This is a genomic window from Streptomyces sp. NBC_00258, from assembly GCF_036182465.1.
Classification (GTDB): Bacteria; Actinomycetota; Actinomycetes; order Streptomycetales; family Streptomycetaceae; genus Streptomyces.
On record NZ_CP108081.1, the window covers coordinates 5347962 to 5361260 of the forward strand.

The 13299-nt window shown below is 69.6% G+C and carries 12 protein-coding genes; 3 read left to right on the forward strand and 9 right to left on the reverse strand.

All coding sequences use genetic code 11. The features are described 5' to 3' along the window. Positions 1-61 precede the first annotated feature (61 nt). The 4 genes from groL to OG718_RS23690 all read right to left on the reverse strand — a co-directional run bounded on the left by groL (position 62) and on the right by OG718_RS23690 (position 4186). Positions 62-1690, reverse strand: coding sequence for a chaperonin GroEL (groL, locus tag OG718_RS23675; RefSeq protein WP_143639114.1), 1629 nt, complete (start codon positions 1688-1690; stop codon positions 62-64). Positions 1691-1811: 121 nt separating this feature from the next. Beyond that, a complete protein-coding gene (groES, locus tag OG718_RS23680) occupies positions 1812-2120 on the reverse strand; it encodes a co-chaperone GroES (protein ID WP_015035628.1) in 309 nt (102 codons plus the stop codon). A gap of 294 nt (positions 2121-2414) precedes the next feature. Further along, positions 2415-3188, reverse strand: a complete 774-nt coding sequence (locus tag OG718_RS23685) for a polysaccharide deacetylase family protein (protein ID WP_186001242.1) — start codon at positions 3186-3188, stop codon at positions 2415-2417. Beyond that, positions 3185-4186 carry a polysaccharide deacetylase family protein gene (locus OG718_RS23690; protein WP_328845107.1) on the reverse strand — a complete coding sequence of 334 codons (1002 nt, stop codon included), beginning with the start codon at positions 4184-4186 and terminating at the stop codon, positions 3185-3187. The genes OG718_RS23685 and OG718_RS23690 overlap by 4 nt, the downstream gene beginning before the upstream one ends. A 90-nt stretch (positions 4187-4276) precedes the next feature. On the opposite strand from OG718_RS23690, the gene OG718_RS23695 reads away from it, so the two are divergent. Continuing rightward, positions 4277-5467 carry a THUMP-like domain-containing protein gene (locus OG718_RS23695; RefSeq protein ID WP_328845108.1) on the forward strand — a complete coding sequence of 397 codons (1191 nt, stop codon included), beginning with the start codon at positions 4277-4279 and terminating at the stop codon, positions 5465-5467. 18 nt (positions 5468-5485) lie between these two features. On the opposite strand, the gene OG718_RS23700 is transcribed toward OG718_RS23695, so the two are convergent. The 3 genes from OG718_RS23700 to OG718_RS23710 are packed head-to-tail and all read right to left on the reverse strand — an operon-like array spanning position 5486 to position 8432. Further along, positions 5486-6664: a dipeptidase gene (locus tag OG718_RS23700; RefSeq protein WP_328845109.1), complete on the reverse strand. Its 1179-nt coding sequence runs from the start codon at positions 6662-6664 to the stop codon at positions 5486-5488. A 5-nt stretch (positions 6665-6669) separates the two neighbouring features. Continuing rightward, entirely contained in the window at positions 6670-7224 is a 555-nt protein-coding gene (gene purE / locus OG718_RS23705; RefSeq protein ID WP_143639106.1) for a 5-(carboxyamino)imidazole ribonucleotide mutase, read from the reverse strand. Further along, positions 7221-8432, reverse strand: a complete 1212-nt coding sequence (locus OG718_RS23710; protein WP_143639104.1) for a 5-(carboxyamino)imidazole ribonucleotide synthase — start codon at positions 8430-8432, stop codon at positions 7221-7223. The genes purE and OG718_RS23710 overlap by 4 nt, the downstream gene beginning before the upstream one ends. 196 nt (positions 8433-8628) lie before the next feature. On the opposite strand from OG718_RS23710, the gene OG718_RS23715 reads away from it, so the two are divergent. Then, complete coding sequence (locus OG718_RS23715) at positions 8629-9171, forward strand: GtrA family protein (RefSeq protein WP_328845110.1); 543 nt, start codon at positions 8629-8631, stop codon at positions 9169-9171. A gap of 17 nt (positions 9172-9188) precedes the next feature. On the opposite strand, the gene OG718_RS23720 is transcribed toward OG718_RS23715, so the two are convergent. Then, entirely contained in the window at positions 9189-10460 is a 1272-nt protein-coding gene (locus tag OG718_RS23720; RefSeq protein ID WP_143639102.1) for an ATP-binding protein, read from the reverse strand. A gap of 143 nt (positions 10461-10603) precedes the next feature. Next, on the reverse strand, positions 10604-11281 hold the full coding sequence (locus OG718_RS23725) for a response regulator transcription factor (RefSeq protein ID WP_143639101.1): 678 nt from the start codon (positions 11279-11281) through the stop codon (positions 10604-10606). A gap of 499 nt (positions 11282-11780) precedes the next feature. Here OG718_RS23725 and OG718_RS23730 point away from each other — a divergent pair, with 499 nt between their 5' ends. Then, positions 11781-13277 carry an oligopeptide:H+ symporter gene (locus OG718_RS23730; protein WP_328845112.1) on the forward strand — a complete coding sequence of 499 codons (1497 nt, stop codon included), beginning with the start codon at positions 11781-11783 and terminating at the stop codon, positions 13275-13277. The last annotated feature ends 22 nt before the right edge of the window (positions 13278-13299 follow it).

Genomic DNA, 13299 nt, shown 5'->3' on the forward strand with positions numbered 1-13299 from the left:
GCCTTCGCCGGGCGCTCAAAGGGACGTACGCCCCCTCGGGCCGCCCGGAAGCGGCTTGCGCCTAGTGGGAGTGGCCGTGACCGTGGCCGTGACCCGCGTCGCCCTCTTCCTCGGCCGGCTTCTCGACGACCAGGGTCTCGGTCGTGAGGAGCAGGGAGGCGATGGAGGCGGCGTTCTCCAGGGCGGAGCGGGTGACCTTGACCGGGTCGATGACGCCCTGCTTGACCAGGTCGCCGTACTCGCCGGTGGCGGCGTTGAAGCCCTGGCCCTTGTCGAGCTCGGCGACCTTGGAGGTGATGACGTAACCCTCCAGGCCGGCGTTCTCGGCGATCCAGCGCAGCGGCTCGACGGCGGCCCTGCGGACGACCGCGACACCCGTGGCCTCGTCGCCGGTCTTGCCGAGGTTGCCCTCGAGGACCTTGACGGCGTGGACGAGCGCGGAGCCACCACCGGAGACGATGCCCTCCTCGACCGCGGCGCGGGTCGCGGAGATGGCGTCCTCCAGACGGTGCTTCTTCTCCTTGAGCTCCACCTCGGTGGCGGCGCCGACCTTGATGACGCACACGCCGCCGGCCAGCTTCGCGAGGCGCTCCTGGAGCTTCTCGCGGTCCCAGTCGGAGTCGGTGTTCTCGATCTCGGCCTTGATCTGGTTGACACGGCCGGCCACGGCGCCGGTGTCGCCACCGCCGTCGACGATGACCGTGTCGTCCTTCGAGATGGTGACGCGGCGGGCGGTGCCCAGCACGTCGAGGCCGACCTGGTCGAGCTTGAGGCCGACCTCCTCGGCGATGACCTCGGCGCCGGTGAGCGCGGCCATGTCGCCGAGCATCGCCTTGCGGCGGTCACCGAAGCCGGGGGCCTTCACGGCGACGGCGTTGAACGTGCCGCGGATCTTGTTCACGACCAGGGTCGACAGGGCCTCGCCCTCGACGTCCTCGGCGATGATCAGCAGCGGCTTGGAGGCGTTGGTCTGGATGACCTTCTCCAGCAGCGGCAGCATGTCCTGGATGGAGGAGATCTTGCCCTGGTGGATCAGGATGTACGGGTCGTCCAGGACGGCTTCCATGCGCTCCTGGTCCGTCACGAAGTACGGCGACAGGTAGCCCTTGTCGAAGGCCATGCCCTCGGTGAAGTCCAGCTCCAGACCGAAGGTGTTGGACTCCTCGACGGTGATGACACCGTCCTTGCCGACCTTGTCCATCGCCTCGGCGATGAGCTCGCCGACCTGGCTGTCCTGGGCGGACAGACCGGCGACGGCGGCGATGTCGGACTTCTCGTCGATCGGGCGCGCGGTCGCGAGGAGCTCCTCGGAGACCGCGGCGACGGCCGCGTCGATGCCCTTCTTCAGGAGGGCGGGGGACGCGCCGGCGGCGACGTTCTTCAAGCCCTCGCGGACGAGCGCCTGGGCCAGCACGGTGGCGGTGGTCGTACCGTCACCCGCGATGTCGTTGGTCTTGGTCGCCACCTCCTTCACCAGCTGGGCGCCGAGGTTCTCGTACGGGTCGTCGATCTCGACCTCGCGGGCGATGGTGACACCGTCGTTGGTGATGGTGGGTGCGCCGAACTTCTTGTCGATGACGACGTTGCGGCCCTTGGGGCCGATCGTCACCTTGACCGTGTCGGCAAGCTTGTTGACGCCGCGCTCGAGGGCGCGACGGGCGTCCTCGTCGAACTTCAGGATCTTCGCCATGGGAGCGGTTCAGCCCTCTCGGAAAACGTGGGTGAAACGAACTGCGCCCCCGACGCCCGGCTTCATAAGGTCGCGGGGGCCAGGGGCGCAGTTCACTGCAATGCTGGTAATGCCGGGTGAATTACTTCTCGACGATCGCGAGCACGTCGCGAGCCGAGAGGACGAGGTACTCCTCGCCGTTGTACTTCACCTCGGTGCCGCCGTACTTGCTGTACAGCACGACATCGCCGGTCTTGACGTCGAGCGGAAGACGCTCGCCGTTCTCGAAGCGGCCCGGGCCAACGGCCAGGACGACGCCCTCCTGGGGCTTCTCCTTGGCGGTGTCCGGGATGACCAGGCCAGAGGCCGTGGTCTGCTCGGCGTCGAGCGGCTGGACCACAATGCGGTCCTCAAGCGGCTTGATGGCAACCTTGGAGCTGGTGGTCGTCACGATCCGACCTCCCCCTTCGGAGATCTCACGGGGTTAACTGTCTGAGGTGGCGACCAGGTGGATCCGTCGTCGCGGGTGCCGGACCTGCCCGTCGCTATTGGCACTCTCCTGCGGTGAGTGCCAGACCTGAGACTATGACTGCGATTAGCACTCGGTCAAGCGGAGTGCCAGTTGCCTCCGGCGGTCAGGGAGATGTTCGGCACCCGGAACCGGGGTGGGCCTTGCTGGGGGCTGCGCCCCCAGACCCGCTCTTCAGGGGCGCGGGGAACTGCGCGACCAGCCACAACGAACCCGCTAGAGGTAGTCCTCCAGCCGTGCCACCGTGAACCCCTCCCCCTGGATGCGCTTCAGCATGGCGGTCGTCGCATCGGTGAGACTCGCCCCCATCCGGCCCTCCGGGCAGTGGAGGATGTCACCCGGCCGGAGGCGGTCCGCGTCGCGCCACAGGACGATGGCGGCCACTCCGCAGTCGGCGGCCGCGCGCACGGTGTCGGCGTTGTAGTCGCCGTAGGGCGGGCGGAAGAGCCGGGGTCGGATACCGAAGCGCTGCTTGAGCTTCTCCTGCTGGCCGCAGATCTCGGCGCGCTGGCCGGCGTACGGCAGGCCCGGCAGGTACGGGTGGTCGAGCGTGTGGTTCTGCACGGTCGCGCCGACCGCGCGGAGCCGGCCGAAGTGGGCGTATCCCGGCCCGACGACACTGTCCGTGAGGAACATCGTGACCGGCAGCCGCAGTTCGCGGACCATGTCGACGAATCCCGGGTCCTTCTCGGCGCCGTCCTCGAAGGTCAGGAAGACGACCCTGTCGCGGGTGGGGACGCGGTCGACGACGGGCGGCAGGCCCGGTCCCGCGGTGCGGGCGGAGGGCCGCCGGTCGGGCGGCTTCGGCGCCGGGGCGAGCGGGGCGGCCAGGCCCCAGCGGCGGTACGGGTCCTCGGTGGGGCCGTACGTGCGTACCTTCTGCGCGGCCTTCTTGCCCAGCCGCTCGATGGGGTCCACGGACTGGGCGCAGCCGGCCAGGCAGACCAGGCCCGCGAGCAGCGCCGCGCCGACGGCCGGCCGCTTCCTCACAGGTAGTCCTCGATGCGTGCCACCGCATACCCCTTGTCCGTGACCAGCTTCAGGAAGTGGCGGACCATGTCCGGCATCGTGCCCTTCCAGTGCTCCTTGCCGCGGAAGTGGCTGAGAACGATGTCTCCGGGGTGGAGGTCGCGGTCCGACTCGCGGTAGTCCCAGCGGTCGGCGAAGACCTCCTCGTTCCACAGCGGTGCCGCCTTGATGCCGCAGGCCCTGGCCGCGCGCAGGGTGTCCTCGTTGTAGTTGCCGAAGGGCGGGCGGAAGAGGGTCGGGCGCTTGCCGTAGCGCTTCTCGATCACGTCCTGCATGCCGCAGATCTCCTGTTTCTGCCGTTCGTAGGAGAGGTTCGGCATTTGACGGTGGTGGAGGGTGTGGTTGTTCAGGACCACGCCCCTGTCCTGCATCTTCCTGAAGTAGCCGTAGTCCTCCTTGACCAGGTAGTCGCTCAGGAAGGCCGTGTACGGGATCTTCAGCTCGCTCATCATCCGCAGGAACGCCGGGTCCTTCTCGGCGCCGTCGTCGATGGTGAGGAAGACGACCTTGTCCTTGGTGGGGATCGTGGTGAAGACGGGTGGCAGGCCTTCGTGGTCGTCCACCTCGAAGCCCTTGCGGGTGCTGATGCGGGGTTTCTGCCCGGGGGCGGGGGGCGCGGGTAGCGGGGGCTCGGCCAGGCCCCACTTCTTCGCCGCGGTGGCGCGGGCCCGCTGCTCCTGACGGAGCTTGGTGGCGTAGGCGTCCATGGCCCGGGCCGGTGGGGCCTTCAGGAGTTGTTGGCCTGCGGCGGGCTCGACGGTGGTGGGAGTTGCTTCCGCGCAGCCGGCTGCCAGTGCGGTGACCGTCAGCAGGACGAGAGCGGTGCGTACTGCCTGGGACGGCCGGATTGCGACCTGCGGGGCGGTGGGGGCTTGTCGCGCGGTTCTCCGCGCCCCTGAGGGAGCGTCCCCCGAGCCGCCATTTACATTGTTGCCATCATTTTGTCGTACAAGTCGCATGAACCCGGATCCTCACAGGTCACACCCCTCACGAGCCCTCGACACATCCGGCGACCGCGTGCCGTCCACCGACTGGCCCACAATGGGGCGGTGAACGACCTCGATCCGCTCTCCGCCTTCACCTCCCTGCTCACCGGCCAGGGCCGTGCCCTTCTCGACGAGGTGCGGGACACCGAACCCGCTCAGGAGCTGGCCGTCGCGACCCGGCTGCGGCGGGAGTATCCCGTCGGGCTCGTGTCGGCGGCGCTCGGGCAGGCGCGGTTGCGGCAGCGGGCCGTGGTGAAGTTCGGCGCGGCGGACGCGGGGCGGATGTACTTCACGCCGAACGGGGTGGAGCAGTCGACCCGGGCGAGTGTCGCCGCGTACCGGGCCCGGCGTTTCCAGGAGCTCGGTGTGCGTTCGGTGGCGGACCTGTGCTGCGGCATCGGCGGTGACGCGATCGCGCTCGCCCGGGCCGGGATCCGGGTGCTCGCCGTCGACCGGGACCCGCTGACGGCGGCCGTGGCACGGGCGAACGCCGACGCACTCGGGCTCGGTGATCTGATCGAGGTGCGCGAGGCGGATGTCACGGAGGTCTCGACATCCGCGTACGACGCCGTGTTCGTGGATCCGGCGCGGCGGGGCGGGCGCGGGCGCGTCTTCGATCCCGAGGCCTATTCGCCGCCGCTGTCGTGGGCCGTGCGAACCGCCCTCGGAGCGCCACTCGCCGCGCTGAAGATCGCACCCGGGATTCCCCACGAGACCGTCCCCGCCGAGGCCGGGGCCGAGTGGATCTCGGACTCCGGGGACGTGAAGGAGGCCGTGCTGTGGTTCGGCACGGGAGAGGCCGGGTCCGTACGTGCGACCCTGCTGCCCGGGCCGCGGACCCTCGTGGGCCGGGGGCTGCCCGACCCTCAGGTGCGGCCCCTGGGGCGGTACTTGTACGAGCCCGACGGGGCCGTCATCCGGGCGCATCTGGTCGCGGAGGTCGCCGGGGAGCTGGACGGCGGCGGGCTGATCGACGAGACCATCGCCTACATCACAGCGGACTCCCTGAAGGACACGCCCTACGCCACCGCCTACGAGATCACCGACCAGCTTCCCTTCGGCGTGAAGAAGTTGAAGGCGCTGCTGCGGGAGCGTGGGGTCGGTGTCCTCACCGTCAAGAAGCGTGGCTCCGCCGTCGAGCCGGAGGAGCTGCGGCGCAAGGTGAAGCCGCAGGGGCCGAACTCGGCGACCGTGTTCCTGACCCGGGTGAAGGGCGCCCCGACCATGCTTCTGGGGCACCCCGCACCCGCGTGACCGATGCGCCTGGCCGTGCTAGCCGTCCAGTTGCTCCAGGGTCGCGTTCGACGGGCCCCTGCGGGACTGCTCCGCGCGGGCCACGTCCTCCGCGGCGCCCAGCACCCGGACCGCGTTCTGCCAGGTCAGCTTGGCGAGGTCGGTGGACGACCAGCCGCGGTCCAGGAGTTCCGCGATGAGGTTCGGGTAGCCGGAGACGTCACCGAGGCCCTCGGGCGTGAACGCCGTGCCGTCGTAGTCGCCGCCGATGCCGATGTGGTCGACGCCCGCCACCTCGCGCATGTGGTCGAGGTGGTCGGCGACCGTCGGAACGGTCGCGACGGGGCGGGGGTTGGACTCCTCGAAGAGACGGTGGACCTTCATCGCCTCGGCGGTCGTGTCGAGGTGGTGGAAGCCCTGCTCGCGCATGTTCTCGTCGGCGGCGGCCGTCCAGTCGACGGCGGCCTGGAGGACGAACTTCGGCACGAACGTCACCATCGCCACACCGCCGTTGGCGGGCAGCCGCTCCAGCACGTCGTCCGGGATGTTGCGCGGGTGGTCGCAGACCGCGCGCGAGGAGGAGTGGGAGAAGATCACCGGCGCGACGGACGTGTCCAGCGCGTCCCGCATCGTCGTGGCGGCCACGTGGGAGAGGTCCACGAGCATGCCCAGGCGGTTCATCTCCCGTACGACCTCGCGGCCGAAGGCCGACAGGCCGCCCACGGACGGCTCGTCCGTCGCCGAGTCCGCCCACGCGATGTTGTCGTTGTGGGTGAGGGTCATGTAGCGGACCCCCAGCTCGTACAACCCGCGCAGGGTGGCGAGGGAGTTGTCGATCGAGTGGCCGCCCTCGGCGCCCATCAGCGAGGCGATCCGGCCCTCGCCGCGGGCCGTCTCCATGTCGGCGGCCGTCAGCGCGGCACGCAGGTCGGCGGGGTAGCGCGCGATCAACTGCCGTACGCAGTCGATCTGTTCGAGCGTCGCCGTCACCGCACCGGGAAGGTCGGAGCGCACATACACCGACCAGAACTGCGCGCCGACACCGCCCGCGCGCAGCCGGGCCAGGTCCGTGTGCAGATGGGCGCTCTGGTCGGCGGCGATGTCGCGGGCGTCGATGTCGTAGCGGACCTGCTCGCGCAGGGCCCAGGGGAGGTCGTTGTGGCCGTCGACGACGGGGAAGTCGGCGAGCAGGGCGCGGGCGCGGTCCAGGGACGACATGCGCGTCACTTTCCGAAGCCGAAGCCGTTGCCGGCGCCGGCCTCGACCTTGGAGCGCAGGCGCTTGCCCTTCTCCGTGGCCTGGTCGTTGAGCTCCTGCTGGAACTCGCGCATCCGGCCGAGGAGTTCCTCGTCCTGCGTGGCGAGGATGCGGGCGGCCAGCAGACCCGCGTTGCGCGCGCCGCCGACCGAGACCGTGGCGACCGGAACGCCCGCGGGCATCTGGACGATCGAGAGCAGCGAGTCCATGCCGTCGAGGTACTTCAGCGGGACCGGGACGCCGATCACCGGCAGCGGGCTCACCGAGGCGAGCATGCCCGGCAGATGGGCCGCGCCGCCCGCGCCTGCGATGATCACCTTGAGGCCGCGCCCGGCCGCCTCCTCGCCGTACGCGATCATCTCGCGCGGCATCCGGTGCGCGGAGACCACGTCGACCTCGTAGGCGATCTCGAACTCGTCGAGGGCCTGTGCGGCCGCTTCCATGACGGGCCAGTCGGAGTCCGAGCCCATGACGATGCCGACTACGGGCGACTCGGAGGACGCATCTGCGGACGTGCTCATTCGGTGATCGTGCCTCTCAGGTAGGCGGCTGCGTGGCGGGCGCGGTCGAGGACGTCGTCCAGGTCGGCGCCGTAGGTGTTGACGTGGCCCACCTTGCGGCCGGGCTTCACGTCCTTGCCGTACATGTGGATCTTGAGCTGGGGGTCGCGGGCCATGCAGTGCAGGTACGCGGAGTACATGTCGGGGTAGTCGCCCCCCAGGACGTTCACCATGACCGTCCACTTCGCGCGCGGGCGCGGATCGCCGAGGGGCAGGTCCAGGACCGCGCGGACGTGGTTGGCGAACTGGGAGGTGATCGCGCCGTCCTGGGTCCAGTGGCCGGAGTTGTGCGGGCGCATGGCCAGCTCGTTGACCAGAATCCGGCCGTCGCGGGTCTCGAAGAGCTCGACGGCGAGATGGCCGACCACGCCGAGCTCCTTCGCGATGCGCAGGGCCAGCTCCTCGGCCCGCAGCGCGAGCTCGTCGGAGATGCCGGGCGCGGGCGCGATCACCGTGTCGCAGACCCCGTCGACCTGCTGGGACTCGACGACGGGGTAGGCGACGGCCTGGCCGTGCGGCGACCGTACGACGTTGGCCGCGAGCTCCCGTGCGAAGTCGACCTTCTCCTCGGCGAGGACCGGGACGCCTGCGCGGAAGGGGTCCTCGGCGTCCGCCGCGGACCGCACGACCCACACGCCCTTGCCGTCGTAGCCGCCGCGGACGGTCTTGAGGACGACCGGGAAGCCGTCACCCTCGGCTCCCTCGGGGAGCCCTTCCGCCGCGAACGCGGCCACGTCGGCCGGATCGCTCACGATCCGGTGCCGCGGGCACGGCACGCCGATCTCGTCGAGCTTCGCGCGCATCACGCCCTTGTCCTGGGCGTGCACGAGCGCGTCGGGCCCGGGGCGCACGGGAATGCCGTCCGCCTCCAGGGCACGCAGGTGCTCGGTGGGTACGTGTTCGTGATCGAAAGTGATCACGTCGCAGCCCCGCGCGAAGGCCCGCAGCGTGTCGAGGTCGCGGTAGTCGCCGATGACGACATCACCGACGACCTGCGCCGCGGAATCCTGGGGGGTGTCACTGAGGAGCTTGAATCTGATGCCGAGCGGGATGCCCGCCTCGTGTGTCATACGAGCGAGCTGGCCCCCGCCGACCATGCCGACTACCGGGAACGTCACGCCCCCAGGGTATCGGCCATACCGGGGCACCCCTGTCACCCGCATGATCATCGGAAGTTCCGCATGTTCATCACATCCCGGCCACATATTCGAGTCCAAGCCGGGCACCGAAGGGAACCGCTGGTTAGCATGGCGGAGTCGACGAAGGTTGACGAAATTGACGTATCCGACGAGACGGGGGCTGGGCGACACCATGGGCAAAGGTGGTAAACGCAGGGCACATGCCAGGCCGCCCAGCGCTGTCCGCATGCGGATCGACCGGCTGACCAGGGAAGTCGCCAAGTTCGGCGCGGTCGGCGGTGCCGGTCTGCTGGTCAACCTGATCGCCTTCAACGTGGTGCGCAGTGCCACTGATCTTCAGGTCGTACGGGCCAGTGTGATCGCCACGGTCGTCGCTATCGTCTCGAACTACATCGGTTTCCGGTACTTCACGTACCGCGATCGCGACAAGAGCGGCCGCACCAAGGAGCTGACGCTGTTCGTGCTGTTCAGCGCGGTCGGCCTCGTCATCGAGAACGGCTTCCTCTACGCCGCCACGTACGGGCTCGGGCTGGACAGCCCCCTCGCCAGCAACGTCTTCAAGTTCGTCGGCATCGGCATCGCGACGCTCTTCCGCTTCTGGTCCTACCGCACCTGGGTCTTCCGGGCGGCTCCGGCGCGTGAGGCCGTGGCCAGCGCGGAATCGTTCCTGGAGAACCCGGAGCCCTACCTCGACCAGGAGCGCCAGGCCTACCTGCAGGACGAGGACCGCCCGACCCGCCAGTTCCGCCAGGTCCAGCGCGTGCGCTAGGGGACTTTTCGGGGGCGCTAGCGAACCGTCTGCTCGTCGCCGTCCTGCGGCCGTCTGAGCGGCGTACGCGACAGGAACAGCCCGAACACCGGAGGCTGCGCCTGGAGCATCTCCAGGCGCCCTCCGTCGGCCTCCGCGAGGTCACGGGCCACGGCTAGGCCGATGCCCGTGGAGTTCCGGCCGCTGATGGCCCGCTCGAAGATCCGGGCGCCCAGATCGGCCGGGACACCGGGCCCCTCGTCGGTGACTTCGATCACAGCCTGGTTGCCGGTGACGCGCGTGCGCAGCGCGACCGTGCCGCCACCGTGCATCAGGGAGTTCTCGATCAGCGCGGCAAGGACCTGGGCCACGGCTCCGGGCGTCCCGACGGCCTGGAGATGGTGCTTGCCCGAGCTGACGATCGCGCGGCCCGCGTTGCGGTAGGCCGGACGCCACTCCGCGAGCTGCTGCTTGATGACCTCGTCGAGGTCGAAGGTGACGGCGGAGCCGGTCCGCGGGTCCCGGGAGTTCGTCAGAAGCCGCTCGACCACGTCCGTGAGGCGCTCGACCTGGCCCAGCGCGATGGTCGCCTCCTCCTTCACGATGTCCGGGTCGTCGGTGAGGGTGATCTCCTCCAGCCGCATGGACAGCGCGGTCAGCGGCGTACGCAGCTGGTGCGAGGCGTCGGCCGCCAGACGGCGCTCGGCCGTCAGCATGCGGGCGATGCGCTCGGCGGAACCGTCCAGGACGTCGGCGACCCGGTCCAGCTCCGGGACGCCGTAGCGCTTGTGGCGCGGCCGCGGATCCCCTGAGCCGAGCCGCTCGGCGGTCTCCGCGAGGTCGGTCAGCGGGGAGGCGAGCCGGTTGGCCTGGCGTACCGCGAGGAGCACGGCGGCGATCACCGCGAGCAGGGCGACCGCCGCGATGATCAGGAGCGTACGGCCGACCTCGCGGGTGACCGCGGAACGGGGCTCCTGGACCGTCACCGTCTCGCGCTGCTCGCCCTCGCGGGTGGACTTGATGACGTCACCGGTGGGCTTGTCGCCGATGTGGATGTCGGCACGGCCCGGGATCTCGATGCGCGCGTACCGGTCGCCCGTGACCTGGTCCTTGAGGACACCGGCACTGATCAGCTCGTCACCGAGGATGCGGCTGTCGACGATGCTCACCAGCCGCACCGCCTCGGAGTCCACCCGCTCCTGGGCGCTGTTGCTGATCGTGCGGGTCTCGACGATGACGAGCGAGACCCCGAACACGGCGATCACGACCAGCACGACGGCCAACGTGGAATTGATGAGACGGCGACGCACGGGGCCCTCCGGGCAACTGATCGATCAAGGGCTAGGGGCGCCCTACGGGGGCGCGAGGAACTGCGCGACCAGCCACACACGACCCGCGGCCGCGCACCCACCGACGCCACAACGGCGATGAGGCGCAGCCCGACAGCAACGAGCTAGCTCTTCTCGAAGCGGAAACCCACTCCACGTACCGTCGCGATGTACCGCGGATTCGCGGCGTCGTCACCGAGCTTCTTCCGCAACCACGAGATGTGCATGTCCAACGTCTTCGTGGACGACCACCACGTCGTGTCCCACACCTCACGCATGAGCTGGTCACGCGTGACGACCCGCCCGGCATCCCGGACGAGAACCCGCAGCAGGTCGAACTCCTTGGCGGTGAGCTGGAGCTCCTCGTCGCCCATCCAGGCCCGGTGCGACTCGACGTCGATGCGCACGCCGTGCGTGGCCGGCGGCTGCTGGGGCTCGGACGCGCCGCGCCGCAGCAGGGCCCGGACGCGGGCCAGCAGCTCGGCGAGGCGGAACGGCTTGGTGACGTAGTCGTCGGCGCCGGCGTCCAGGCCCACGACCGTGTCCACCTCGTCGGCGCGCGCGGTCAGGATGAGGATCGGCACGGTGTGCCCCTCGGCGCGCAGCCGCCGGGCCACCTCCAGGCCGTCCATGCCGGGCAGCCCGAGGTCGAGCACACACAGATCGATGCCGCCCTGGATGCCGGCATCCAGCGCGGTGGGGCCGTCCTCGCGTACCTCAACCTCGTACCCCTCCCGGCGCAGGGCGCGGGCCAGGGGTTCCGAGATGGACGCGTCGTCCTCGGCGAGCAGTACTCGGGTCATGAACTGATGGTAGTCCGCTGCGGACCAGTGCAGACAGGGTGATCGACACCCGTGATTCGCCCGCACCGCGCGGGGGATGCAACCCTGTGGGTTAGGGATGTAAATCTATGAACGACCTTCGATTCAGGCGCATAGTTCCATCCATACCTGTGATCCATCTCTCAAGTCATGTCATATGCGGCAATGCCATGCCGTGGGGCCTTATGGTGACCAGACGCCTGTAGCACCACGCAGGGACCTTTGGCGGGAGCTTGACGCCGAAGGTCTCTTTTGTGTGCGGGCTGGTGTCTACCAGCCTCGAAAGGAATGACCTGTGGCCGGGCCCCGAGCGCGAGGACGCGTGCGGGGCGTGGATCCCGGTGGTCGCCGTCCACCGTTCCGATGACCCGGAGCGGACTCCCCGTGGGCGTGGGGCGGGACGGGCCCCCGCCGGTGCCGGCCGCCTCCCCCACCGGGCGCGCGACGCTCTGCAGCGCGTCCCGACCAGCAAGGAACGACCATGGCGTCCAGCCTGACGAAGGACTCGGTCTCTCCGGGCACCCCCGGTTCCGAGAAGACCTTCTTCGGCCACCCCCGCGGACTGGCCACTCTCTTCATGACCGAGATGTGGGAGCGTTTCTCCTACTACGGCATGAGGGCACTCCTCCCGCTGTACCTGGTCGCCCCCGGCGGCCTGCACCTGAGCGCGACCGCCGCGACCGCGATCTACTCGGTGTACCTGTCGCTCGTGTACCTGCTCGCCCTCCCGGGCGGCTGGTTCGCGGACCGCGTGCTCGGCCCCCGCAGGACCGTCGCCGTCGCCGGCCTGGTCATCATGCTCGGCCACCTGACGCTGGCGCTGCCCTCGTCCGGCACCTTCTACGCCGGCCTCGGCCTCGTCGCGATCGGCTCGGGTCTGCTGAAGGCCAACATCTCGACGATGGTCGGCCACCTCTACGACGGCCCGGACGACCCGCGCCGTGACGGCGGCTTCACCGTCTTCTACATCGGCATCAACCTCGGCGCCTTCGCCGCGCCGCTGGTCATCGGCACCATCGGCGAGAACGTCAACTGGCACCTGGGCTTCGCGCTCGCCGCGCTCGGCATGGCGCTGGGTCTGGCCCAGTTCCTGCTCGGCCGCCGTCACCTCGACACGCGCTCCGACGTCGTCCCGACGCCGCTGTCCGCCGCGGAGAAGGCCTCGACGCTGCGCAAGGGTCTGCTGTGGCTGGCCGTCGCCGCGGTCTTCTACGCCGCCGTCGGCTTCTCCGGCCACTACACGCTGAACTGGATCCTGGTTCCGCTCACCGTCCTCGGCCTGGTCATCCCGGTCTGGGTCATCGCCCGTATCAAGCGGGACAAGTCCCTGGACCGTGTCGAGCAGTCGAAGATGTCCGCGTACATCTGGTTCTTCATCGCCGCGGCCGTCTTCTGGATGATCTACGACCAGGGCGGCTCCACGCTGTCGATCTTCGCCGAGTCGTCGGCCGAGAACACCGTGTTCGGCTGGGAGTTCCCGGTCTCCTGGTACCAGTCGGTGAACCCGGTGCTGATCATGGCCCTCGCCCCGGTCTTCGCCTGGGCCTGGCTGGCGCTGAACCGCGCCGGCAGGGAGCCGAGCACGATCGTGAAGTTCTCCTCGGGTCTGGTCCTGGTCGGCGCGTCGTTCTTCCTCTTCCTGGCTCCCCTGTCGATCGCCGAGGGCGGTCACAAGGCCGCCGCGATGTGGCTGGTCGCCATCTACTTCGTCCAGACCGTCGGCGAGCTGACCGTCTCCCCGGTCGGCCTCTCCGTCACCACGAAGATGGCCCCCGCGAAGTACGCCTCCCAGATGATGGGCGTCTGGTTCCTCGCCGTCACCGCCGGCGACGCCACGACGGGCCTGCTCTCCATCGCGGGCGTCGACCTCAACGGCATGGGCGTCGTAGCCCTGGAAGCCACCCTCGCCGTCATCGCCGGCTTCGCGGTCTACATGTACCGCAACAAGGTCAAGTCCCTGATGGGCGACGTCCGCTAGACGCTCCGCCGAGGTCCGGTGG

Bases quoted from the DNA above. Each gene is read 5' to 3' on its own strand.
- groL (WP_143639114.1), bottom strand. From the start codon at position 1,690: ATGGCGAAGATCCTGAAGTTCGACGAGGACGCCCGTCGCGCCCTCGAG.
- OG718_RS23690 (WP_328845107.1), bottom strand. From the start codon at position 4,186: ATGCGACTTGTACGACAAAATGATGGCAACAATGTAAATGGCGGCTCG.
- OG718_RS23700 (WP_328845109.1), bottom strand. From the start codon at position 6,664: ATGTCGTCCCTGGACCGCGCCCGCGCCCTGCTCGCCGACTTCCCCGTC.
- purE (WP_143639106.1), bottom strand. From the start codon at position 7,224: ATGAGCACGTCCGCAGATGCGTCCTCCGAGTCGCCCGTAGTCGGCATC.
- OG718_RS23710 (WP_143639104.1), bottom strand. From the start codon at position 8,432: ATGATCATGCGGGTGACAGGGGTGCCCCGGTATGGCCGATACCCTGGG.
- OG718_RS23715 (WP_328845110.1), top strand. From the start codon at position 8,629: ATGCGGATCGACCGGCTGACCAGGGAAGTCGCCAAGTTCGGCGCGGTC.
- OG718_RS23725 (WP_143639101.1), bottom strand. From the start codon at position 11,281: ATGACCCGAGTACTGCTCGCCGAGGACGACGCGTCCATCTCGGAACCC.
- OG718_RS23730 (WP_328845112.1), top strand. From the start codon at position 11,781: ATGGCGTCCAGCCTGACGAAGGACTCGGTCTCTCCGGGCACCCCCGGT.